19 protein-coding genes are annotated in these 20,157 nt (G+C 67.9%); 14 read left to right on the forward strand and 5 right to left on the reverse strand.

The window, feature by feature from the left end; all coding sequences use genetic code 11:
- Positions 1-8 precede the first annotated feature (8 nt).
- The gene (locus ACYVKI_RS01685) at positions 9-680 is read left to right on the forward strand and encodes an alpha/beta hydrolase (protein ID WP_460688610.1); all 672 of its coding nucleotides are present in this window, start codon (positions 9-11) and stop codon (positions 678-680) included.
- Here ACYVKI_RS01685 and ACYVKI_RS01690 read toward each other — a convergent pair.
- Complete coding sequence (locus ACYVKI_RS01690) at positions 664-1,626, reverse strand: LacI family DNA-binding transcriptional regulator (RefSeq protein WP_460688611.1); 963 nt, start codon at positions 1,624-1,626, stop codon at positions 664-666. The genes ACYVKI_RS01685 and ACYVKI_RS01690 overlap by 17 nt on opposite strands.
- Positions 1,627-1,793: 167 nt before the next feature.
- On the opposite strand from ACYVKI_RS01690, the gene ACYVKI_RS01695 reads away from it, so the two are divergent.
- The 5 genes from ACYVKI_RS01695 (at position 1,794) to ACYVKI_RS01715 (ending at position 6,874) form a co-directional block, all read left to right on the forward strand.
- Positions 1,794-2,618, forward strand: a complete 825-nt coding sequence (locus tag ACYVKI_RS01695) for an ABC transporter permease (protein ID WP_460688612.1) — start codon at positions 1,794-1,796, stop codon at positions 2,616-2,618.
- The gene (locus tag ACYVKI_RS01700; protein ID WP_460688613.1) at positions 2,615-3,412 is read left to right on the forward strand and encodes an ABC transporter permease; all 798 of its coding nucleotides are present in this window, start codon (positions 2,615-2,617) and stop codon (positions 3,410-3,412) included. The genes ACYVKI_RS01695 and ACYVKI_RS01700 overlap by 4 nt, the downstream gene beginning before the upstream one ends.
- A 47-nt stretch (positions 3,413-3,459) precedes the next feature.
- A complete protein-coding gene (locus tag ACYVKI_RS01705) occupies positions 3,460-4,458 on the forward strand; it encodes an ABC transporter ATP-binding protein (protein ID WP_460688614.1) in 999 nt (332 codons plus the stop codon).
- 194 nt (positions 4,459-4,652) lie between these two features.
- Positions 4,653-5,612, forward strand: coding sequence for an extracellular solute-binding protein (locus ACYVKI_RS01710; RefSeq protein WP_460688615.1), 960 nt, complete (start codon positions 4,653-4,655; stop codon positions 5,610-5,612).
- Entirely contained in the window at positions 5,609-6,874 is a 1,266-nt protein-coding gene (locus ACYVKI_RS01715) for an adenosine deaminase family protein (RefSeq protein ID WP_460688616.1), read from the forward strand. Before ACYVKI_RS01710 ends, ACYVKI_RS01715 begins: the two co-directional genes overlap by 4 nt.
- On the opposite strand, the gene ACYVKI_RS01720 is transcribed toward ACYVKI_RS01715, so the two are convergent.
- On the reverse strand, positions 6,805-7,053 hold the full coding sequence (locus ACYVKI_RS01720; RefSeq protein WP_460688617.1) for an RNA-binding S4 domain-containing protein: 249 nt from the start codon (positions 7,051-7,053) through the stop codon (positions 6,805-6,807). The genes ACYVKI_RS01715 and ACYVKI_RS01720 overlap by 70 nt on opposite strands.
- An 86-nt stretch (positions 7,054-7,139) precedes the next feature.
- On the opposite strand from ACYVKI_RS01720, the gene ACYVKI_RS01725 reads away from it, so the two are divergent.
- The 5 genes from ACYVKI_RS01725 (at position 7,140) to dusB (ending at position 12,908) form a co-directional block, all read left to right on the forward strand.
- The gene (locus ACYVKI_RS01725) at positions 7,140-8,114 is read left to right on the forward strand and encodes a DMT family transporter (protein WP_460688618.1); all 975 of its coding nucleotides are present in this window, start codon (positions 7,140-7,142) and stop codon (positions 8,112-8,114) included.
- A gap of 539 nt (positions 8,115-8,653) precedes the next feature.
- The gene (locus ACYVKI_RS01730; RefSeq protein ID WP_460688619.1) at positions 8,654-9,085 is read left to right on the forward strand and encodes a VOC family protein; all 432 of its coding nucleotides are present in this window, start codon (positions 8,654-8,656) and stop codon (positions 9,083-9,085) included.
- A 139-nt stretch (positions 9,086-9,224) separates the two neighbouring features.
- Positions 9,225-10,607: a glycine--tRNA ligase gene (locus tag ACYVKI_RS01735; protein ID WP_460688620.1), complete on the forward strand. Its 1,383-nt coding sequence runs from the start codon at positions 9,225-9,227 to the stop codon at positions 10,605-10,607.
- A gap of 97 nt (positions 10,608-10,704) precedes the next feature.
- On the forward strand, positions 10,705-11,640 hold the full coding sequence (locus ACYVKI_RS01740) for a GNAT family N-acetyltransferase (protein WP_460688621.1): 936 nt from the start codon (positions 10,705-10,707) through the stop codon (positions 11,638-11,640).
- 77 nt (positions 11,641-11,717) lie between these two features.
- Positions 11,718-12,908, forward strand: a complete 1,191-nt coding sequence (gene dusB / locus ACYVKI_RS01745; RefSeq protein WP_460689379.1) for a tRNA dihydrouridine synthase DusB — start codon at positions 11,718-11,720, stop codon at positions 12,906-12,908.
- 35 nt (positions 12,909-12,943) lie between these two features.
- On the opposite strand, the gene bioB is transcribed toward dusB, so the two are convergent.
- Positions 12,944-13,996, reverse strand: coding sequence for a biotin synthase BioB (gene bioB, locus ACYVKI_RS01750; protein WP_460689380.1), 1,053 nt, complete (start codon positions 13,994-13,996; stop codon positions 12,944-12,946).
- 223 nt (positions 13,997-14,219) lie between these two features.
- Here bioB and ACYVKI_RS01755 point away from each other — a divergent pair, with 223 nt between their 5' ends.
- Positions 14,220-15,542, forward strand: a complete 1,323-nt coding sequence (locus tag ACYVKI_RS01755) for a deoxyguanosinetriphosphate triphosphohydrolase (protein ID WP_460688622.1) — start codon at positions 14,220-14,222, stop codon at positions 15,540-15,542.
- A gap of 106 nt (positions 15,543-15,648) precedes the next feature.
- Positions 15,649-16,245 (forward strand): rhodanese-like domain-containing protein, encoded by a 597-nt coding sequence (locus ACYVKI_RS01760; protein ID WP_460688623.1) that lies wholly within the window; start codon positions 15,649-15,651, stop codon positions 16,243-16,245.
- A gap of 103 nt (positions 16,246-16,348) precedes the next feature.
- Here the strand turns inward: ACYVKI_RS01760 and ACYVKI_RS01765 are convergent, their stop codons facing one another.
- Both ACYVKI_RS01765 and ACYVKI_RS01770 read right to left on the reverse strand, forming a co-directional pair.
- Positions 16,349-16,996: an aminoacyl-tRNA deacylase gene (locus tag ACYVKI_RS01765; protein WP_460688624.1), complete on the reverse strand. Its 648-nt coding sequence runs from the start codon at positions 16,994-16,996 to the stop codon at positions 16,349-16,351.
- Between the two features lie 43 nt (positions 16,997-17,039).
- Entirely contained in the window at positions 17,040-17,861 is an 822-nt protein-coding gene (locus tag ACYVKI_RS01770) for an SAM-dependent methyltransferase (protein WP_460688625.1), read from the reverse strand.
- Between the two features lie 123 nt (positions 17,862-17,984).
- On the opposite strand from ACYVKI_RS01770, the gene dnaG reads away from it, so the two are divergent.
- Positions 17,985-20,042 carry a DNA primase gene (gene dnaG, locus ACYVKI_RS01775; protein WP_460688626.1) on the forward strand — a complete coding sequence of 686 codons (2,058 nt, stop codon included), beginning with the start codon at positions 17,985-17,987 and terminating at the stop codon, positions 20,040-20,042.
- Positions 20,043-20,157 lie beyond the last annotated feature (115 nt).

Raw genomic sequence — 20,157 nt, forward strand, 5'->3', positions numbered from 1 at the left:
CAGCACCGATGAACCCAGCCCAGTCCGAGCCCATCGTCGTGTGGTCCCGCGAGCCCGAGGAGCGTGAGGGTACCCCTCTGGTGGTGATGCTGCACGGCTACGGCTCTCATGAGCAGGATCTGTTCGGCCTCGTCCCCAGCCTGCCCGAGGACTTCACCTATGCCTCGCTGCGCGCCCCGATGCCCATGGGCCAGGGCGGGTACACCTGGTTCGAACTCGACCCCGAGCGGTTGGACTACTCCTCGGCCGCAGCGCGCGACGCCGTCGAGGACCTGTGGCAGTGGATCGCCTCGGTGAAGGATCAGCACACCTCGGTCACGCTGCTCGGCTTCTCCATGGGGATGGCGGTGGCCACCTGCTTGCTGCGCGCGCGGCCGGAGGAGTTCGCCGCCGTCGTCGGGCTCTCCGGCTTCGCGGTGGATCCCGGGGATGCCGAGGAGATGCAGGAGTGGTTCGACGACGAGGCGCTCGCCGCCCACCGGGTGCCGTTCTTCTGGGGTCGGGACCAGGACGACCCGATCATCCCCGAGGAGCACATCGACTACACGCACCGCTGGGCGAACGCCTCGGTGGACCTCACCAAGGTGCTCTACGCGGGCGCGGGCCACGGAGTGGTGCCGCAGGAGATCAAGCACGTGGGCGAGTTCCTCACCTACATGGTGCTCAAGGCGCGGGTCTGATCGGCGGACTGACCGACACGGGGAGCCGAAGCGTCGTCGGTGCGGCGTCTGGGTGTTCGATGTGCCGGTGCAGCTCGTCGGCCGCGGTTCGGCCCAGCTCCTTGCCGTCGACATCGATGGTCGGGATGCCTGTCTTGCCCAAGGCGGCCGCGACGGGTTCCTCCGAACTGACGACAGGAAGGTCTCGCACTCCAGCCAAGAGCAGTGCGTGCTCGATTCCCAGCCCGACGGCCGTTGCATAGGGAATGACAGCCGTGGCGCCGGTCTGGCGCACTTCCGCGGCGATCGATGCGCCGGCAGAGAAAGTCGCTGCACGAGGGCCGATATGCGAGATGGCCGCACCAGCAGCACCTGCGACCTGGCGCACAGCCTCGAGTCGGAGCGGATCCTGCCAGGAGCCCGCTGGCCCACCGACGTAGACCAGATGCTCGTGACCTGCGGCGATCAACAGTTGGGCCACAACACCGAACGCAGCTGGGGTGTCCGCGAGGACGGACGTCATTCCTGGCACTTCCCGGTCCAGAAGCACTGTGGGCTTGCCGCCGGTTGCCGTCTCGATGAGGTCGTTCGAGCCGTGGGGCGTGGCCAGGATGAACCCGTCGACTTGTCGGGACAGTCGTTCGAACGCCGGGAGTTCTTGGGGGGATGCGATCGGATGCACCGCCACAGTCAACCGGAGGTCTAACTGCTCTGCTCGGGCCTGAGCCCCGGCGATGACCGGGGTGAAATAGCTGTTGTCCAGGGTCGGCACGACCAGTGCGATGATTCCGGTTCGACCCTTGGCCAACTGGCGGGCAGCGATGTTAGGGACGAAATGGAGCTTCGCCGCGGCGTCGAATACGCGCTGCGCCGTCGCCGGGGAGACACTGTCGGGCTTTCCGAAGGCCCTCGACGCGGTGGCTTTCGACACCCTCGCCAGTGCCGCGACGTCCGCGAGAGTGGCCATGGTCCTTCTCCTTTCGACGCCATTCATCCTACGTGTCCCAGGATGCGTCGCCGATGAAACCGGGTGCATGACCGTGCACCGAGTATCCTTCTCAACACTATGGCGTGATGCAAGTCTCTCCGGGTAGGGTGTCATGAAACTGGTTTCATCACGCTGGAGGGAGCAGGATGACACGACGCGGCACAGCTCTGATGCTGCTGGTCCCTGGTTTGCTCTTCCTCGCCGTCGGTTTTCTGGCCCCTGCTGCAGGCGTGCTTTTCGCGGCGCCCGGAACCGACACGGGGGAGATCCTCTCTCGGCTGGGCCAGATGTTCGCAGACCCCTACGACCTGCAGATCATCGGGCGTACGGTGGGCCTTGGACTGATCGTGACGGTTCTGTGCTTGGTGCTGGGGTTCCCCATCGCGTATCTGCTGGCCCGCTCCACGTCCCGGTGGGCCGGGGTGCTCCTTGCCCTGGCGATCTTTCCCCTCCTCTTGAGCAATGTCGTCCGGACTTTCGGGTGGCTGGTGGTTCTGGGGTCGAACGGGGCCATAGGTCAGCTCTTGATCTCTCTCGGCATCACTGACGAGCCTCCGCAGCTGCTGTATACGCCGTTCGCAATCGTCATGGGCCTCACGCAGCTTTTCCTCCCACTTGCGATCATCGCGTGCTATTCGGCCGTCTCGCAGGTGGAAGCGGGGCTCGATGACGCCGCTCGGGGTCTGGGTGCCAGTAGGAGCCGGACCTTCTGGGATGTGGTCGTTCCTCTGTCGATGCCAGGGGTCGTCGTTGCCGCGACGCTGGTCTTCGCAGGATCAGTCACCGCGTACACCACGCCGTACTTGCTCGGCGGCTCTCGGCAACGGATGCTCTCCACTGAGTTGTTCTCCTATTCGAGGGTGACCATCGATTGGGCGAGTGCTTCGGCTACCGCCATCGTCATGACCGTCCTGGTCGTCCTGGTCTCCGGGCTTTCAGCCCGTCTGGCGCGTAAGGGGTCAACCGCATGACCACACGCAAACCTGTCGCGGCCTCTTTGGCAGTAGCCGGTTACATCATCATGCTCGTCCCTATCGTGTTCGTCGTCGCCACGGCGTTTACGTCGGGTTCTACGTTGCGTTTCCCCCCTGAGGGGTTCTCGCTGAAGTGGTTCGATGCGGCGGTGAACTACGAGCCGTTCACCGGCGCTCTGCTCAGCAGCATTCAGTTGGCCCTGGTCTCGACGACTCTGGCATTGGCGGTTGGTGTGCCCGCCACCTTGGCGATTCATCGAGGTGCCTTGCCCGGAAAAGGTCTGGTCGAGGGACTGTTCCTCTCGCCGCTGATCATTCCCGAACTCGTCGTGGGACTTGCGCTGTATCAGCAGCTGATCGTCACGTTCCGGATCGACAACTGGCCGGTGCTGATCTTGGGCCACACAGCTCTGCTGCTGCCCTATGCCGTACGGGTGACGGGGGCGGCGCTGGCCGGCTCAGAGCCTTCATTGGAGGAGGCGGCTCGAGGTCTGGGTGCCTCCCCTGTGAGGGCCTTCTTCACGATCACTCTGCCGATTCTTCGCCCTGGTCTGTTCTCGGCGGCGCTGCTGGGTTTCGTGACCTCCTTCAACAACGTGCCGCTTTCGCTGCTGCTGCAGAGCAGAGAGGCGCGCACTCTGCCGGTGACCATGTTGGATTACGTCCAGCAGAGCTACGACCCGATGGTCGCCGCAATTTCGACACTCATTCTGGCGGGCACGGTGGTCATCGCTGTGATCGCAGAACGTACAGTCGGCTTCGCCAAGATCTTCGGAGGGATCAACCGATGAAACCCACGGATGGGATCAGACACACCGCATCGTCGCATGACGTTTCCGTGGCGGCGCTCTTCGATGGCGTCACCCAACAGTTCGGCGACTTCACTGCCGTGGATGACATCACTCTCTCCATTCCCGCAGGAAAGCTGACGACCCTTCTGGGACCCTCCGGGTGCGGCAAGACGACATCGCTGCGTATGTTGGCTGGCTATTCTCGGCCCAGCCGGGGTCGCTTGTTCATCGACGGGGAGGACGCCACCCATGTGCCTCCTGAACGCCGGGGACTGGGGATGGTCTTCCAGTCCTATGCGCTCTTCCCTCATATGAGCGTCGCGGACAATGTCGCCTACGGCCTCAAACTTCGTCGCATGAGTCGCGAAGAGCGTCGTCGACGCGCCGCCGAGAGTCTCGAAATGGTGGGCTTGGACCATCTGGCGGAGCAGAAGCCTCGCAAGTTGTCCGGGGGCCAGCAACAACGTGTAGCCCTGGCCCGTGCGATCGCGATCCGTCCGAAACTGCTGCTGCTTGATGAGCCGTTGTCGAATCTGGACGCCCGATTGAGAGTCCAGATGCGTTCGGAGATTCGTCGTATCCAGTCCGAAACGGGTCTGTCAGTGGTGCTGGTGACTCATGACCAGGATGAGGCTCTGGAAATGAGCGACGAGATGGTCCTCATGCGGGACGGACGAATCATGCAGCAAGGGGACCCTGCGCACGTGTTCGGCTCTCCCGCGAGTCAGTTCGTGGCGGAGTTTCTGGGATACGAGAACTTCTTCACAACCGGAGAGGGCAAGCGACTGACCATCCGGCCTGAGCACCTCTCAGTGCGCACGGTGGACGACTCGAGGGAGACCGATGGGCTACAGGTGTCGGGCACGGTGGTCGACGTGGCCTACCGGGGTGTGGACACTCTCGTCACAGTCAACGCCGTCGATCCCGCGGGTTCGCAGGTGAGCGTGGTCGCGGATCTCCGGGCTGACGTGGCACCTCGTCTCGCACCGGGTGAACGCGTCCTGGTCACCGCTCCGGGGCGGTGTCTGGTGGAGCTGCCCGCGTGACGCCGCACCTGCCGTCCGGTGCACCTGCGCCATATTCGATACGTCATGCTCACGAGGAGAGGAACACGATGGAGAATCAAACATATCCAAGGAGCCGGGCCAAAGTGCTTGCCTGCGGTCTGCTTGCCGGGACCGTGGTACTGGGCGCCTGTGGCGCCGATCCATCCGAGGGGGAAGGCGAGCAGGATGCCCTGGTGGTCAGTACCTTCCCCTTCGGAGTGGAAGAGTTTGAAGAGGCGGTGATCGACCCGTTCGTTGAGGAGACCGGTATCGAGGTCCAGCTGGACACCGGGTCGAACGCAGACCGATTGTCGCAGCTGCAGCTGGCTGGGGGAGACGATCCCGGTGTTGATGTCGTACTCATCAGCGACTACTACGCGGCTCTGGGTCAGCAGGACGAGCTGTTCGAGCCGGTGGAGCCTTCTGCGGTGCCGACGATGGAAGACATCGCCGATTTCGCCGTGGAGGACGAGTACCAGGGTCCCGCCTACAGTTACCAGCTGTATGGGACCCTCTACTCCACTGACGTGCTGAGTGAGTCGGAGGCATCCAGCTGGGAGCTATGGGGGGATGGCTCCCTGTCTGGTCGCCTGGCACTTCCGGACATCGCCGTGACGGCAGGTCAGCTGATGGTCAGCGGGGTGGCAGAGCAGTATGGATCCGGGCCCTACGACATCGACTCCGCGTACGAGGTCATCGGCGGATGGGCCCCGGGCATTCTGCAGTTCTACAGCTCCTCGACGGAGGTCACGAACCTGCTGACTCAAGGCGAAATCGCCGCGGCCGGGACGCTCAATGGATTCGCCACTGACCTCATGGCCGCTGGTGAGCCCATCGCCTGGACTCCCCCGGAGAACAACAGATACATGGCGACGAATCGGGCCATGATCGCCGCAGGAGCGTCTCACGTGGAGGGTGCTGAACAGTTCATCGATCACCTGCTCAGCATCGAGACCCAGTCCCGTTCTGCAGAGCTGGTGGGTGACTTGCCGGTGAACCTGGAGGCCGTCGTCCCGGAGGAACTCACCGACGTCGTCGGTGACATCGCAGAGGGCCCCGTCGAGGCCGGGTACCAGACGTTGGACGCCACTGAGCTCGTCGATACACGTGGCGAATGGGTGGACCGCTTCGCCCGAGAGGTGGCCGGACAGTGACGAGCGAGGATAACACCACGAACCCAGCCGGTACGGTCCCGCAGGGGTGGATCGACCGCCTGCCGAAAGTCGACTTGCACTGTCACCTGACCGGCACGGTGCGAGCGGAGACGTTCGCTGAGCTCGCTCGGCGAGAGAAGTTGGAGCTTCCAGACGAACCGGAGGTGATCTACCGGGACCTCAACTCCCTCCCGCCGGATCCGTCGCTCTACCGGAACACGCGGATTCCGGTGCCGCAAGAGCGATCACCCGGTGAGCCCGCAGTGTCATATTCGTTGTTCGAGGTCAGCGCTTGGGTCAATCAGGTGCTGCGCGATGCGGAGGACCTCACGCGGATCGTCTACGAAGCATTCGAGGATGCGCACCGGAAGTCCAATGTGCGGCATTTGGAGCTCTTCTTCGAGCAGGTCCCGGAGCATCTGGACCACATGGGATATCAGGGTGTCGTCGAGGCCTACGCTGAGGGAATCCGTCAGGCTGAGCGAGACTTCGGCATGAGCGGGTTCATGATCGCCGGGATCGACCGGTCGAAGACCGGGCAGGAGGCACTCGACTGGGTGCGGTCAGTCGTCGAGAACCCACACGATGCCGTCGTGGGCGTGGGGCTGGATAACCTGGAGACGGTCGGCCCGCCGGAACGCTTCATCGAGGCATTTCAGTTGGCCGGAGAGGCCGGTCTCGGTCGCACTGCGCACTCCTCTGAGCATCAGCCCAGTGCTGAGAACACCATCACCTGTCTGGACCAGCTCGGCTGCGACCGGATCGATCACGGATACTACGTGTTGGAGGACGACGACGTGGTCGCCCGGGTCAAGGATGAGGGGACCGTCTTCACAGTGGGGTGCGTGACGTCGCGGCGTTCTTGGCGCCCCTGGCGTCGGGCCTCCATCGCCGGGATGCTAGAGGCGGGACTGTCCGTGATTCCTTGCTCCGACGATCCGGGAATGTTCCCGAACTCGCTGACCAATGAATTTACGATCCTGTCCCGTCAGGTGGGAGCCTCTCACGCTCAGCTCAGTGCGATGGCGCTGCGCGCGGTCGACGCCTGCTGGCTTCCGGCGAATCAGAAGGCGGCGCTACGCGCTGAGGTTGCCGAATCCCTGGACATGCTGGACGACGAGTTCGGACTCACCCCTCGCGACGAGACGGTGCACGGCAGTCAGAGAAGTGCGGGCGCGAACCGGGGTCGGGATCACTCCGCAGCAGGGGTGAGCACGACGTCGGACAGCCCCAGCTGCTCGCCGAAGAGCCGCACCACCTGACCGCGGCGCACCTGCCGTCCGCGGCGGGTCTCGACCTCCTCGTCCACGGTCACGGCGCCGGCGTCGATCACCTCGCGGGCCATCACCCCGTCTTCCACGACACCGGCCAGCTTCAGCAGCTGGCCGAGCCGGATGGACTCGTCACGGATCGGGACCTGCTCCACGTCATCAACGCTCATGGTCTCAGTCTCTCCCAGCCGACGGCGCGCTGGCGAGTCGGGGCGGTCCGCACACCGAGGCACCAGAGGCCGCTAAGGTGAGGCCCATGAGCGCAGTCGGGCAGTCACGGCGGTCGTCGGCCGCATGGGTCGGGTTCCTGCTCATGGCGGTGGCCGCCGGTGCGGCCATCCCCAGCCAGGGACGGGTGAACTCGGAGCTCGCCGCCGAGGTGGACGACCCGTTCCTCGCGGCCCTGATCTCCTTCAGCACGGGGCTGCTCCTCATGCTGGCGATCGCTGGTCTCACCCCGCGGGGGCGCCGCACGATGCGTCAGGTGCGTCCGGCGCTCGTGCGCGGCGAGGTCCGCTGGTGGTATCTGCTCGCCGGCTGCATCGGCGGGTACTTCGTGCTCGCGCAGTCCCTGACGATCGGCGTCGTCGGAGTGGCCGTCTTCACAGTCGCGGTGGTCACCGGTCAGACTCTCGGCGGTCTCCTCTGGGACCGGATCGGACTGGGTCCGGCCGGACGGAAGCGGCTGAACACGGTGCGAGTGCTGGGGGCGATGCTGACCGTGCTGGCTGTGCTGTGGACCGTCTCCCCTCAGCTGGGCGGACAGGCTGACACGTGGGCCTGGCTTCTGCTCGTGATCGTCCCGCTGACCGCCGGCTTCACGAACAGCGCCCAGCAGGCGCTTAACGGTCGGCAGTCGGCCGCCTACGGGAGCCCCATCCCCGCCACGCTCATCAACTTCATGGCGGGCACGGCGGTCCTGCTGCTGGCCTACCTGGTGAAGGTGATGGTCAGCGGGGTGGGGGAGGCGCTGCCCACCGTTCCCTGGTACTACGTCGGTGGGCCGCTGGGCTGCGTGTTCATCGGGCTCGGCGCCGTGCTGGTGACCCGGGTGGGCGTCCTGCTGGCCGCCATGGGGATGATCGCGGGCCAGCTGATCGGATCGCTGCTGCTCGATCTCATCGTCCCGGCCCCCGGGGCCGTGGTCACCACTGCGACCGTCCTCGGCACCCTGCTCACACTGGCCGCCGTCGTCATCGCCTCTCTGCCCGACATCCGCCGCACCCGCTGAGGCGTTCCTGCCGATTCCCCCTGCCGATTCCCCCTGCCGATTCCCCCTGTCGGTTCGAGGCCTCTTCCACCGACCGAAGCCTACGGGCCGTCGGCGCCGCTTCGCGGCGGGCTGGGTGTCCTCCTGGGCAGCATCTGCCCGCACACCCGCGGCGAGTCGGGGCGACGGGAGAGCTGTCAGAGGTGGGTCCTCGAGGGTGCCCTGCCCGCCGGATACGCCGTCGACGACGGGTGCGCGCTGCGCTTCGCCGACGGGCGGCTGACCGACGTCGTCACCGAGCGTGCCGGTCACCAGGCCTTCCACGTCGAGCCGGGGCCCAAGGGCGTCGCTCACGAAGAGCCGCTGACGGCACGGCTCCTCTGACTCGTGCTGTGCCCGGTGCTGTGCCCGGTGCTGTGCCTGGACTCGGCCGGCGGACGGCGGCCGCTGACCTGGCCCTGGTTCCAGCCGTAGACTCGCCATCCCGCACACCCCTGGCCCGACGGGCCGGAGGGATCACTCCGGACGACGGGGAGGGGAGAGTACCGGAGGAGGTCACGATGGAACAGGGCATCCACATCATCACCGTCGCCACGCGGGATCTGGCGGCCGCGCGCCGCTTCTACAGGGGTGGGCTGGGCTGGCGACCGATCTTCGAGGCGGCCGGGGAGATCCAGTTCTACCAAGTGGCGCCCGGGCAGGTCCTCGGGCTCTTCGACGCCGACAGTCTCAGCGAGGACATCGGGGACGGCCGGGACCACAGCACCCCCGGAGGCTTCACCCTGGCTCACAACGTCCATGACGCCGATGCGGTCCACCGCACGGTCGAACGCCTGGAACGTGCCGGAGCCACGGTGCTGAAGCATCCCCAGCCGGCGGCGGTGCCGGGGATGCTGCACGCCTATGTCCAGGACCCGGTCGGGGTGGTCTGGGAGATCGCCTACAATCCAGGCTGGCGAGTGGCCGACGACGGCACCGTCGTCTTCGACTGAGGCGTCCTCCCGCGCTGCAGCCTGAACTGTCCGTGCTGCCGAGCTCCGTCCCCGTCGGGCGAATCGGCGACGTCGGCGTCGGCGCGGTAAGCTTGCCCCCGTCTGTCCCGTCCCCTCCCGACCTGAGGTGTACCGCCCTATGGCCCCCAAGACTGCCCTCGACCATGTGATCACCCTGGCGAAGCGTCGCGGCTTCGTCTTCCAGTCCGGTGAGATCTACGGGGGATCACGGTCGGCCTGGGACTACGGGCCCCTCGGCACGGAGCTGAAGGAGAACATCAAGGCCGAGTGGTGGCAGACCTTCGTGCGCGGCCGCGGCGACATGGTCGGCCTCGACTCCGCGATCATCCTGCCGCAGGCCGTCTGGCACGCCTCCGGCCACGTGAAGACCTTCACCGACCCGCTGGTGGAGTCCCTGCACACCCACAAGCGGTACCGCGCCGACCACCTGCTGGAGGCCTACGAGGCCAAGCACGGCCACCCCCCGGCAAACGGCCTGGCCGACATCAAGGACCCCGAGACGGGCCAGCCCGGCAAGTGGACCGAGCCGCAGCAGTTCTCCGGCCTGATGAAGACCTTCCTGGGCCCCGTGGACAACGAGGAGGGCCTGCACTACATGCGGCCCGAGACCGCCCAGGGCATCTTCGTGAACTTCTCCAACGTGATGACCTCCGCCCGGAAGAAGCCGCCGTTCGGCATCGGTCAGGTCGGCAAGGCCTTCCGCAATGAGATCACCCCCGGCAACTTCATCTTCCGGACCCGCGAGTTCGAGCAGATGGAGATCGAGTACTTCACGCACCCGGACGAGGCCGGCCAGTGGTTCGATCACTGGGTGGACGCCTGCTACGACTGGTTCGTGGACCTGGGGCTGAACCCGGAGAACCTGCGCAAGTTCGACGTCCCCGAGGATGAGCGGGCCCACTACTCGGCGGCCACCATCGACCTGGAGTACCGCTTCGGCTTCCAGGGCTCCGAGTGGGGCGAGCTGATGGGCATCGCCAACCGCACCGACTATGACCTCAGCTCCCACATCGAGGCCTCCGGCGAGAAGCTGCAGTACTTCGACCCCAAGACCGAGGAGCACTACACCCCGTACGTCATCGAGCCGTCCTTCGGCCTGACCCGCGCGATGATGGCCTTCCTGGTGGACTCCTACCACGAGGAGGAGGCCCCGAACGCGAAGGGCGGCGTGGACACCCGCACGGTGCTGAAGCTTCACCCGAGGATCGCCCCGGTCAAGGCCGCGGTGCTGCCGCTGTCCAAGAAGCCGGAGCTGGCCGAGCCCGCGCAGCGGCTGGCCGACGAGCTGCGCCGGAACTGGAACGTCGAGTACGACGAGGCCGGCGCCATCGGACGCCGCTACCGCCGTCAGGACGAGATCGGCACCCCGTTCTGCCTCACCTATGACTTCGACAGCCTCGAGGACCAGGCGGTCACCATCCGCGACCGGGACGAGATGACCCAGGAGCGTGTCAGCCTGGACCAGGTGCAGCGCTACCTGGCCGCCAGGCTGCTCGGCTGAGATCGCCCGTCTTGCCGTGGCACCCCCGCGGGACTAGACTCGCGTGGCTGATCAACCCTGCGCACCCGCGCAGTCGCACGCATCCGAAGGACACGCGATGAGCACCACGCATGACACGGACCGGCTGACCCTGGACTCCGGCCTGACCGTCCGGCCCTGGGCTGAGGGCGATGACCTCGCCCTGCTCGAGGTCTGGGGCGATCCGGAGAACGCGATGCATCACCAGGACCGCGCCCTGCTGCGGCCCTCCTCCAGCGACCCCTGGTCGCGGTGCATCGTCGCCGAGGACCAGGGCGTCCCGGTGGCCGCCGCGACCATCCTGCGCTCCTCTCTGCATCCGGACCGGCTGTCCTTCTATGCGGAGGTCGCTCCGGACCACCGGCGCCGGGGGATCGCCGCGGAGCTGCTCGCGATCCTCGAGGCCGAGGCGAGCAACTGCAGCGCCATCGGCCTGAAGGCCCGCTGCGCGAAGCGCTCCGCGGCCCAGTGCTTCCTCAAGGACAACGGCTTCTCCAAGATCCAGACCACCCGTCGGGTGGTCGTGCAGCCAGGGGCTCTGCGCCTGCCGGACCTCGAGGGATCCGGCCTGGATCTGCAGGAGCTGGCCACCGGTTCGGTCGAGCTCAGCGCCCTGGTGGCGGAGTACTACAACGCCGTCCACGACTGGGACCGTTCCGAGATGACCCTCGGAATGGCTCAGAAGCTGCTGCTCGACGACACCACCGGCGCTTCGGGAGTGGTGGTCCTCAGAGACGTCTCCGACGGCGGCGACGGCGCCATCCGCGCCTTCGCCGTCAGCTACACCCCGGAGCGCACCGAGGACCCCGCCGATGTGCTGGTCGGCTGGAACCCCGCCTCGGACGACGCCGAGGCTGAGGAGCATGTGCGTTCCCTGCTGGCGATGCTCGCCGCCCGCCACCCGGTGGAGCTCGAGGTGGACGACTCCATGGGGCCGCTGAAAACCGTCCTCGGGGAGCTCCTGGCCGCCGGGGATGCGGACGTCGACTTCGAGGCCTTCATCTACGCCCGCTGACCATGCGGAGGTCTTCGCGCCTCCCGAACCCTCATCGACCGGACATCATGACCGCACAGACCACTTCACCCGACGCCCTGACCGTCCCGGAGACGCCGACCGCTCCCCCCGGCCGCCAGTCTCTGCTGCCGCCACTGCAGCTGGGTCCCCTCACGGTGGACACCCCGGTCGTGCTCGCGCCGATGGCCGGCATCACCAACACAGCCTTCCGCCGGCTGTGCCGGGAGCACGGCGGCGGTCTCTACGTCAACGAGATGGTCACCGCACGCGCGCTGGTCGAACGGCGGCCCGAGTCGATGCGGATCATCAAGCACGAGCCGGATGAGGTCCCCCGCTCGATGCAGCTCTACTCGGTGGACCCGGTGACCACCGGGCACGCGGTGCGCATGCTGGTGGAGGAGGACCGGGCGGACCACATCGACCTCAACTTCGGCTGCCCGGTGCCCAAGGTCACCCGCAAGGGCGGCGGCTCGGCCCTGCCCTGGAAGATCCGGCTCTTCGAGTCGATCGTCGCCACCGCCGTGCGGGAGGCCGCGAAGCGGGATATCCCTGTGACGGTGAAGATGCGCAAGGGCATCGACGAGGACCACCTCACCTTCATCGAGGCCGGCAAGGTCGCCCGGGACTCCGGGGTCGCCGCCGTCGCGCTGCACGGCCGGACCGCTCGCCAGCACTATTCGGGCCAGGCCGACTGGTCTGCCATCGCTGCCCTGCGCGAGTCCCTGCCGGACATCCCGGTGCTGGGCAACGGCGACATCTGGTCCGCCGAGGACGCGGTGCGCATGGTCGAGCAGACCGGCGTCGACGGCGTCGTCGTCGGCCGGGGCTGCCAGGGCAGGCCCTGGCTGTTCGGCGACCTGCAGGCCGCCTTCGAGGGCCGGGAGGACCGGCACCGTCCGGATCTGCCCATGGTGATCTCCACCCTGCTGCGGCACGCCCAGATGCTCATCCCGTACTTCGACGGCGACGAGCGCAAGGCCATGCAGGACATCCGCAAACACGTGGCCTGGTACTTCAAGGGTTACCCGATCGGCGGGGCGCTGCGCTCCCAGCTGGTCACCGTCGAATCTCTGGCCCAGCTGGAGGATCTGCTCGGCCAGCTCGACCAGAGCATCGGGTACCCCGGCGCCGACGCCGAGGGGCCCCGCGGTCGGGCCGGCTCGCCGAAGAAGGTCCACCTGCCGGAGGACTGGCTGGGCTCCCAGGAGCTCAACGAGGCTCAGCGTGAGATGATCGCCGCCGCGGAGGTCGACACCTCCGGCGGATGACAGTCTCATGCCGTGGGTCTGGCCCGCGGCCGGGCTCAGGCGTTGGGTGCCTGGTCCGTCCCGGCGCCGCGCCGTCGGAGCGTCGGCGTCGCCGGCGGCGGGAGGGTGTTCTCCTCGCCCACCACGGTGAACCCGGCGTCGCGGATCATCGCCAGGTCGTCGGCAGCGCCCTGGCCTTCGGAGGTGAGGTAGTCGCCCAGGAACAGGGAGTTGGCCACCTCCAGGGCGAGGGGCTGCAGGCTGCGCAGGTGCATCTCGCGGCCGGCGGCGATCCGGATCTCTTTGTCCGGGCACATCATGCGGGCGACGGCGAGGATCCGTAGGCAGGCCAGCGGGGTGAGGTTCCACGTTCCTTCCAGCGGCGTGCCGTCGAAGGGCATCAGGAAGTTGACCGGCACGGAGTCTGCGTCGAGGTCCCGCAGCGCGGCCAGCGCCTCCACGAGCTGCTCGTCGCTCTCGCCCATGCCGACGATCAGCCCGGAGCAGGGGGAGAGACCGGCGTCGACGGCGCGGCCGACGGTCTCCACCCGGTCGTCGTAGGTGTGGGTGCTGCAGATCTCCGGGTAATGCGAGCGGGAGGTGTTCAGATTGTGGTTGTAGGCGTCGACGCCGCAGCTGCCCAGTCGTTCGGCCTGCCCCTCCTTCAGTAGCCCCAGGCAGGCGCACACCTCGACGTCGGGGTGGTCGGACTTCAGCCGGGTGACGATGCGTCCCACCCGGTCCACGTCCCGATCGGTGGGGCCGGTGCCGGAGGCCACCAGGCAGACCCGGCGGGCGCCGGCGGCGATCCCGTGCGAGGCCTGGGCCACGGCCTCCTCGGGCTTGAGCCACGTGTACTTGAGGATCTCCGCGTCGGTGCCGAGCCGCTGGGAGCAGTAGGTGCAGTCTTCGGGGCAGAGCCCCGTCTTGAGGCTGACCAGGTAGTTGACCTTCACCGTGGCACCGAAGTGCCGACGACGCAGGCGGGAGGCGGCGGCCACCAGGCGGAAGGTGGCGTCGTCGGGGGTGCGCATCAGCGCCAGGCACTCGTGGTCGGTGAGGCGGCCTCCGGCCAGGAGGCGATCAGTCAGGGGCTCCGGGTCTGTCATCTGCGGTGCGATGGGAGCTTCAGGGGTCACGTCGTCTCCGTCCTCGATGCCGGCGGGGGCCTCCGTCCAGAGTCCCCGGGGGTTGTCACCCGTCCCTCCTCAGCGAGATTTGAACACTGTTCAAAGGGGTGCAGAAGGAGGTTACCTCATCCGAGGCCGCTCGCGTCGGCGGAGCGCCTGGGCATGGCCTGACCCATGCTGCCCCTGCTCTAAGCTGGGAGACATGTCTGTGCAGAACGTCGAACGGGTCGAGGCGGGCTATGCCGCCCTGCGTCCGGGCTACCTCCCCGCCGATGAGGCGAGGTGGGTCCCGGAGCACGGCAAATCCGTCTATCGGTCCTCCTTCGAGCGGGACCGGGCCCGCCTGCTGCACTCTTCGGCGCTGCGCCGTCTCGGGGCGAAGACCCAGGTGGTCTCGCCCGATGCCGACGACTTCGCGCGCACCCGGCTGACCCACTCCCTGGAGGTCGCCCAGGTGGGGCGTGATCTGGGCAGGATGCTGGGCTGCGACCCCGACGTCGTCGACGCCGCCTGCCTGTCGCACGACCTGGGCCACCCGCCCTTCGGCCACAACGGGGAGAACGTGCTCAACGAGCTCATGGGCGACGCCGGCGGTTTCGAGGGCAACGCCCAGACGCTGCGGCTGCTGACCCGGCTGGAGACCAAGCGGTTCCACCCGGACGGCCGCTCCGCAGGGCTCAACCTGACCCGCGCCTCCTTGGACGCGGCGGTGAAGTACCCGTGGCGCCAGCACGAGGCGCCCCTGAAGCCGGACGGGACCCGCAGTCAGAAGTTCGGCGCCTATGAGGACGACGTCGACGTCTTCCGGTGGATCCGCCAGGGGGTGGAGGGGCGACGACAGTCCATGGAGGCCCAGGTGATGGACGCCGCCGACGACATCGCCTACTCCGTCCACGATGTGGAGGACGGCATCTTCTCCGGCCAGTTCCAGCTGCGCTTCCTGGAGGTGCCGCTGCAGCGCAAACGCGTGGTGCAGGTGACCAAGGAGTGGTACCTGCCGCAGACCGAGGAGGACCGGATCGAGGAAGCCTTCGACCGCCTCGCCGCCACTGACGGATGGGTGCGCGAGTCGGACGGTTCGCGGCGTTCGCTGGCGGCGCTGAAGAACATGACCAGTGAGCTGATCGGCCGGTTCTGCAGCGCCATCTACACCGCCACCCGGCAGGCCCACGGCGACCACGCGCTGGTCCGCCATGAGGCGGACCTGATGGTCCCGGAGGACACCCTGGTGGAGATCTCGGCGATGAAGGGGCTGGCTGCGGCCTACATCATGACCTCGGAGCAGCAGAAGCCGGTCTACCTGCGGCAGCGTGAGGTGCTCGAAGGGCTGGTGGGGCTGCTCTCCGAGACGGAGGACCGCTACCTGGAGCCGATGTTCCGGCAGGACTGGCGGGATGCCGCCGACGACGTCGCCCGCCGGCGGGTGATCATCGACCAGATCGCCTCGCTGACCGACGTCGCCGCCTTGGAGTGGTACTACGCCCTGGTCCAGGGCAGGCCCTTCATCAACCGACTCTTCGGCTGAGCGGCCGCCCCTGCGCCCCGGGCTCCTCGTGGCCGCAGGGGAGGGACACTAGACTGAGGGATCACCGCTCATCCTGTGAGCATCCCCGTCCACTCTGGAGAATCTCATGACATCTGCGGACCCCGCGACCACACTGAGCGCCGAGCAGCTGCGTGACATGCTCGCCCAGGGCCACGACCCGTTGATGCTGGATGTGCGCACCGCCGCCGAGCATCGCGGCGCCCACATCCCCGGCTCGGTGTCGGCCCCGGACGAGCTGATCCGCGACGAGGCCGACACGCTCGCGGCGGCGCTGGACGAGGTGGATCGCCCGGTGGTGCTGCTCTGCCAGGCCGGGCCACGCTCCCGGCAGGCCCGGGAGCTGCTGGCCGCTGCAGGGTTCACTGAGGCTCGGGTCCTCGACGGCGGGCTGAACGGCTTCCGCGCGGCCGCCGGTGACGACGCCGTCGAGATCGGCGAGGGGCCCTGGGCGATGGAGCGTCAGGTGCGCATGGCGGCGGGCTCGCTGGTGGTCGCCGGGCTGGTCGGCGGGCGTCTCCTCAGTCCGAAGGCACGCCTGCTCTCGGGCGCGATCGCTTCCGGGCTCATCTACTCCGCGGCGTCTGACACCTGCGGGATGGCCAAAGTGCTGGCCCGCATGCCCTGGAACCAGGACCACGGTGCCCCGGTCAGCCTGGAGGATGTGCTGGCCCACCTGAGCTGACGCCCGGACAGGCCTGGGCGGGAGTGCCGCCCGGCGCGTGTCGCCTGTTGATCGCTTCGGCTGATCGCTCCTGCTGCTCGCTCCTGCTGCTCGTTCTGGCTGTTCATTCCTGTGGCGTCGCCCTGGTGATGTCGCCGGTGACGACGTCATAGGCCGCGAACAGCGCCGCGGAGTCCACGACCAGGCTCAGCTCTGTCGCCCCGGCACCCATGGCGATGCCTCCTGTGATGTTCTCGTCGGCGTAGATCGGCCAGCGGGTGCCCTCGGAGCTCTCGGCGCCGACGGGAGTGATCGTGCCGGGCCGGTGCCCGGTGGCCTCCACGGTCTCCTCCGGGGCGGTCAGGGACATCTTCTTCATTCCAGCGAGCCGACGCAGCTTGGCCCAGTCGACCTGCCGATCACCGGGGATCAGGGCCAGCACGTAGCTGTGTTCACGGGCGGTCTGGGTGACCTTGGCCCGTGCCACCAGGGTCTTGACGATCCGGCGCGGCTCGACGCCCAGGGCGGCGGCCGCCTCGGCCAGCGAGTTCGCCGGGCCGCGCCGGATGAGCTGCACGGTGACCCCACGGGTCGCGGCGTCGCGGAGCAGCCGCTCCACGCAGGCGCGGTCCTCCTCGGTGAGGCTGACATCGGTCAGGTCGACATCGGTCACGTCGACATCGGTCAGGTCGACGGCGGTGGGGTCAGTGGTGAGGCCAGTGGCGGGGCCAGTGCCGCCGGAGGGCTCGGCCGGTTCAGGGGTCGTCTCCATGCTCGGATCAACCCGGACGCACCACCTCTGATTCCCCGGGCGGTCAGCCCGCGGCCAGCACGAGCGTCGCGAAACCCATGTGGCCATGGTGTCCGCGCAGCCAGGAGCGGCGGCCGTCGTCGAGCCGGCCACGCAGCGCCGGAGCCTCCGGGTGACGCGGGTTCTCCAGGAGCCATTCCTCCTGGTTGCGGGTCATTCCGCACTCGAAGTGGTTCCATTCGTCGGCGGTGGCCTCGTGCAGGTCCAGCAGCCGCCAGCCGGCCTCGGCGGCCGCCTCGACGACGTCGGGCAGCCGGTGGCTGTCGGCGAGGGAGGCGCCGTCCCACATCTGGGCCAGACGTTCCCCGTCCGGCTGCCGCGCCCAGTGGTCCACGCCGAAGAGCAGCCGGCCGCCGGGGGCGGCGAGTCCGCGCAGCCGATGCAGGGCGTCGGCGGGGGATGCTCCCAGTGCGTGCCAGGCCCCGAGGCAGATCAGGGCGTCGGCGCTCCGGACTGCCGCCGCCGGCCCGGTCCCGCCCGATGGTGGCCCGAGCAGGTCTGCGGCGTCCTGCACACGCAGCTCCACACGATCCTGTACGCCCAGCTGTGTCGCGCGTTCTCGGCCGCGGAGGATGTCCACCTCCTCCAGATCGACGCCCACGCCGTGGGCTCCTGGCAGCGCGGCGACGGTGCGCAGCAGCTGCTCCGCCCAGCCGCAGCCGACGTCGATGATCCGTCGCGGCGAGATCTCGGTGAGGTCGCTGATCAGCTGTTCGGAGCGGGCGACGCCCATCGGTGAGCCGAAGGCGAGGTCGAGGCCGTTGATCGGGGGCCCCGAGGGGTCGGTCGTGTCCTGAGAGGTGCTCGGTGTCTCCACGTGAGGCATGGGCGGACCCTACCGGCGGTGTCGGCCGGCCACCACCCCTGCGGGGCCGGCCCCGCAGGGCCGTCGTCGGGAGCCTGTGGAGAACCGGCGCGAGGATTTGCGATGACTGGCTAGAGTTGTCCTGTGGCAGGACTGATCAAGCGTGAAGACATCGATGCCGTGCGCGAGCGTGTCGACCTGCGCGAGGTCGTCGAGCAGTATGTGACGCTCAAAGGAGCCGGCATCGGCTCGTGGAAGGGACTCTGTCCGTTCCACGATGAGCGCACGCCCAGCTTCCACATCCGCCCGCATGTGGGGACCTATCACTGCTTCGGCTGCGGAGAGTCCGGGGATGTGATCGCCTTCCTCATGGCCCTGGAACACACCTCCTTCCAGGAGACGGTGGAGCGGCTGGCCCAGAAGGTCGGGATCACCCTGCGGTATGAGGACGGCGGCACCGGGCCGACCACGCAGGAGATCGGCCGACGGCAGCGGCTGCTCGATGCGCACAAGATCGCCGATGAGTTCTTCCAGGGGCATCTGGAGTCTCCGGAGGCCCAGATCGGCCGGGAATTCCTCACCGGACGCGGCTTCACCCGGGAACATGCCGCCCAGTTCTCCGTGGGCTTCGCTCCCAAGAGCTGGGACGCGCTGCTGAAGCATCTGCGCTCCAAGGGGTTCCACGACGAGGAGGAGCTGCGGCAGACCGGCCTGTTCTCCGAGGGGGGCCGTGGGCTCTACGACCGGTTCCGTGGCCGACTGATCTGGCCCATCCGGGACATGACCGGCAACACCGTGGGCTTCGGCGGGCGCCGGCTCTTCGAGGACGACAAGGGCCCGAAGTATCTGAACTCCCCGGAGACCCAGATCTACAAGAAGTCGCAGGTGCTCTACGGCATCGAACATGCCAAGCGGCAGATCGCCAAGAAGCGGGAGCTGGTCGTGGTCGAGGGCTACACCGATGTCATGGCCTGCCATGTCGCCGGGGTGGACACTGCGGTGGCCACCTGCGGGACCGCCTTCGGCGAGGGACATGTGAAGATCGCGCGTCGGCTGCTCTCCGACGACGGCGGCGGGGGAGAGGTGATCTTCACCTTCGACGGCGACGACGCCGGACAGGCCGCCGCGCTGAAGGCGTTCCAAGAGGACCACATGTTCCTGGCCCGGACGTTCATCGCGGTCGGTCCTGACGGGATGGATCCCTGCGATGTGCGTCAGCATCGGGGCGATGAGGCGGTGGAGGAGATCATCCGCTCCCGCCGCCCGCTCTTCGAGTTCGCCATCCGGGCGGGGATGAAGGACTACGACCTCTCCACGGTAGAGGGCAGGGTCGGGGCCCTGCGCTACGCCGCCCCGGTGGTGGCCAGCATCAAGGACTCTGCCCTGCGTCCGGCCTACACCCGCGAGCTGGCCGGGTGGCTGGGCATGGACATGGAGGAGGTGGCCCGGGCGGTGCACCAGGCCCGCGGGCAGGCCCCGCAGCGTCAGGGTCCGGGATCCGGCCGCGGACCGGACCATGGCGCCCCCGGGGGTGCCTCACGCACCCACCCGGCACAGCCCTCCCCCCACTCCGGACGGTCTGCAGGGCACGACGACGGCGGATCCCCCGGGGGTCGGGGGCACGGCGCGGCGCACCACTCCGGAGCTGGATCCGGGCATGAATCCGGGCATGAATCCGGGCATGGATCCGGGCACGGAACGGGTCCGGGGACCGCCGGCCGGCACTTTCCCCGCCCGGACACCCGGGACCCTGCGGTGATGATGGAGCGCCAGGCTCTCGAAGTGATCCTCCAGCACCCCACCCGGCTGACCGCCGAGCAGTGGGAGGAGATCTTCACCGTGCGTTTCACTGCGCCCGCGCACGCCGCGGTCCATGCGGGGATCCGCAGCGCGGCCGCCTCCGCCACCGATCCGCGCAGCTGGATCAGCGCGGTCAGCGACGAGGTGCCGCAGCCGTTGCGTTCGCTGGTGGGAGAGCTGGCCGTGGCTCAGTTGCCGGCCCGGACCGAGGACGACGTCGAAGTGTATTGTCAGTCGATTCTGAACCGTCTGGTGGAGCTCAAGATCACCCACCAGAAGGCGGATCTGCTGGGTCGCCTGCAGCGGATGGAGCCGTCAGACGATCCGGAGGAGTATCAGCGGCTCAACCGTGAGGTCATGGAGCTCGAGCGGCGCCGTCGTGCGCTGCGCGCCGAGGATTGAGCACGCTCCAGCAGAGCCCCGGGGCTCTGCGGACGGCCCCGGAGGGGCCGCGTCTGAGCACGGATGGATGTCTCGGCATGTGACCCTCCAGGTGCTGTGGATCTCATCGGCGGGG

The sequence above is a fragment of the Nesterenkonia suensis genome, assembly GCF_054782935.1.

Bases quoted from the DNA above. Each gene is read 5' to 3' on its own strand.
- ACYVKI_RS01685 (WP_460688610.1), top strand. From the start codon at position 9: ATGAACCCAGCCCAGTCCGAGCCCATCGTCGTGTGGTCCCGCGAGCCC.
- ACYVKI_RS01690 (WP_460688611.1), bottom strand. From the start codon at position 1,626: ATGGCCACTCTCGCGGACGTCGCGGCACTGGCGAGGGTGTCGAAAGCC.
- ACYVKI_RS01695 (WP_460688612.1), top strand. From the start codon at position 1,794: ATGACACGACGCGGCACAGCTCTGATGCTGCTGGTCCCTGGTTTGCTC.
- ACYVKI_RS01700 (WP_460688613.1), top strand. From the start codon at position 2,615: ATGACCACACGCAAACCTGTCGCGGCCTCTTTGGCAGTAGCCGGTTAC.
- ACYVKI_RS01720 (WP_460688617.1), bottom strand. From the start codon at position 7,053: ATGAGCGTTGATGACGTGGAGCAGGTCCCGATCCGTGACGAGTCCATC.
- ACYVKI_RS01725 (WP_460688618.1), top strand. From the start codon at position 7,140: ATGAGCGCAGTCGGGCAGTCACGGCGGTCGTCGGCCGCATGGGTCGGG.
- ACYVKI_RS01730 (WP_460688619.1), top strand. From the start codon at position 8,654: ATGGAACAGGGCATCCACATCATCACCGTCGCCACGCGGGATCTGGCG.
- ACYVKI_RS01735 (WP_460688620.1), top strand. From the start codon at position 9,225: ATGGCCCCCAAGACTGCCCTCGACCATGTGATCACCCTGGCGAAGCGT.
- ACYVKI_RS01740 (WP_460688621.1), top strand. From the start codon at position 10,705: ATGAGCACCACGCATGACACGGACCGGCTGACCCTGGACTCCGGCCTG.
- bioB (WP_460689380.1), bottom strand. From the start codon at position 13,996: ATGACAGACCCGGAGCCCCTGACTGATCGCCTCCTGGCCGGAGGCCGC.
- ACYVKI_RS01755 (WP_460688622.1), top strand. From the start codon at position 14,220: ATGTCTGTGCAGAACGTCGAACGGGTCGAGGCGGGCTATGCCGCCCTG.
- ACYVKI_RS01760 (WP_460688623.1), top strand. From the start codon at position 15,649: ATGACATCTGCGGACCCCGCGACCACACTGAGCGCCGAGCAGCTGCGT.
- ACYVKI_RS01765 (WP_460688624.1), bottom strand. From the start codon at position 16,996: ATGGAGACGACCCCTGAACCGGCCGAGCCCTCCGGCGGCACTGGCCCC.
- ACYVKI_RS01770 (WP_460688625.1), bottom strand. From the start codon at position 17,861: ATGCCTCACGTGGAGACACCGAGCACCTCTCAGGACACGACCGACCCC.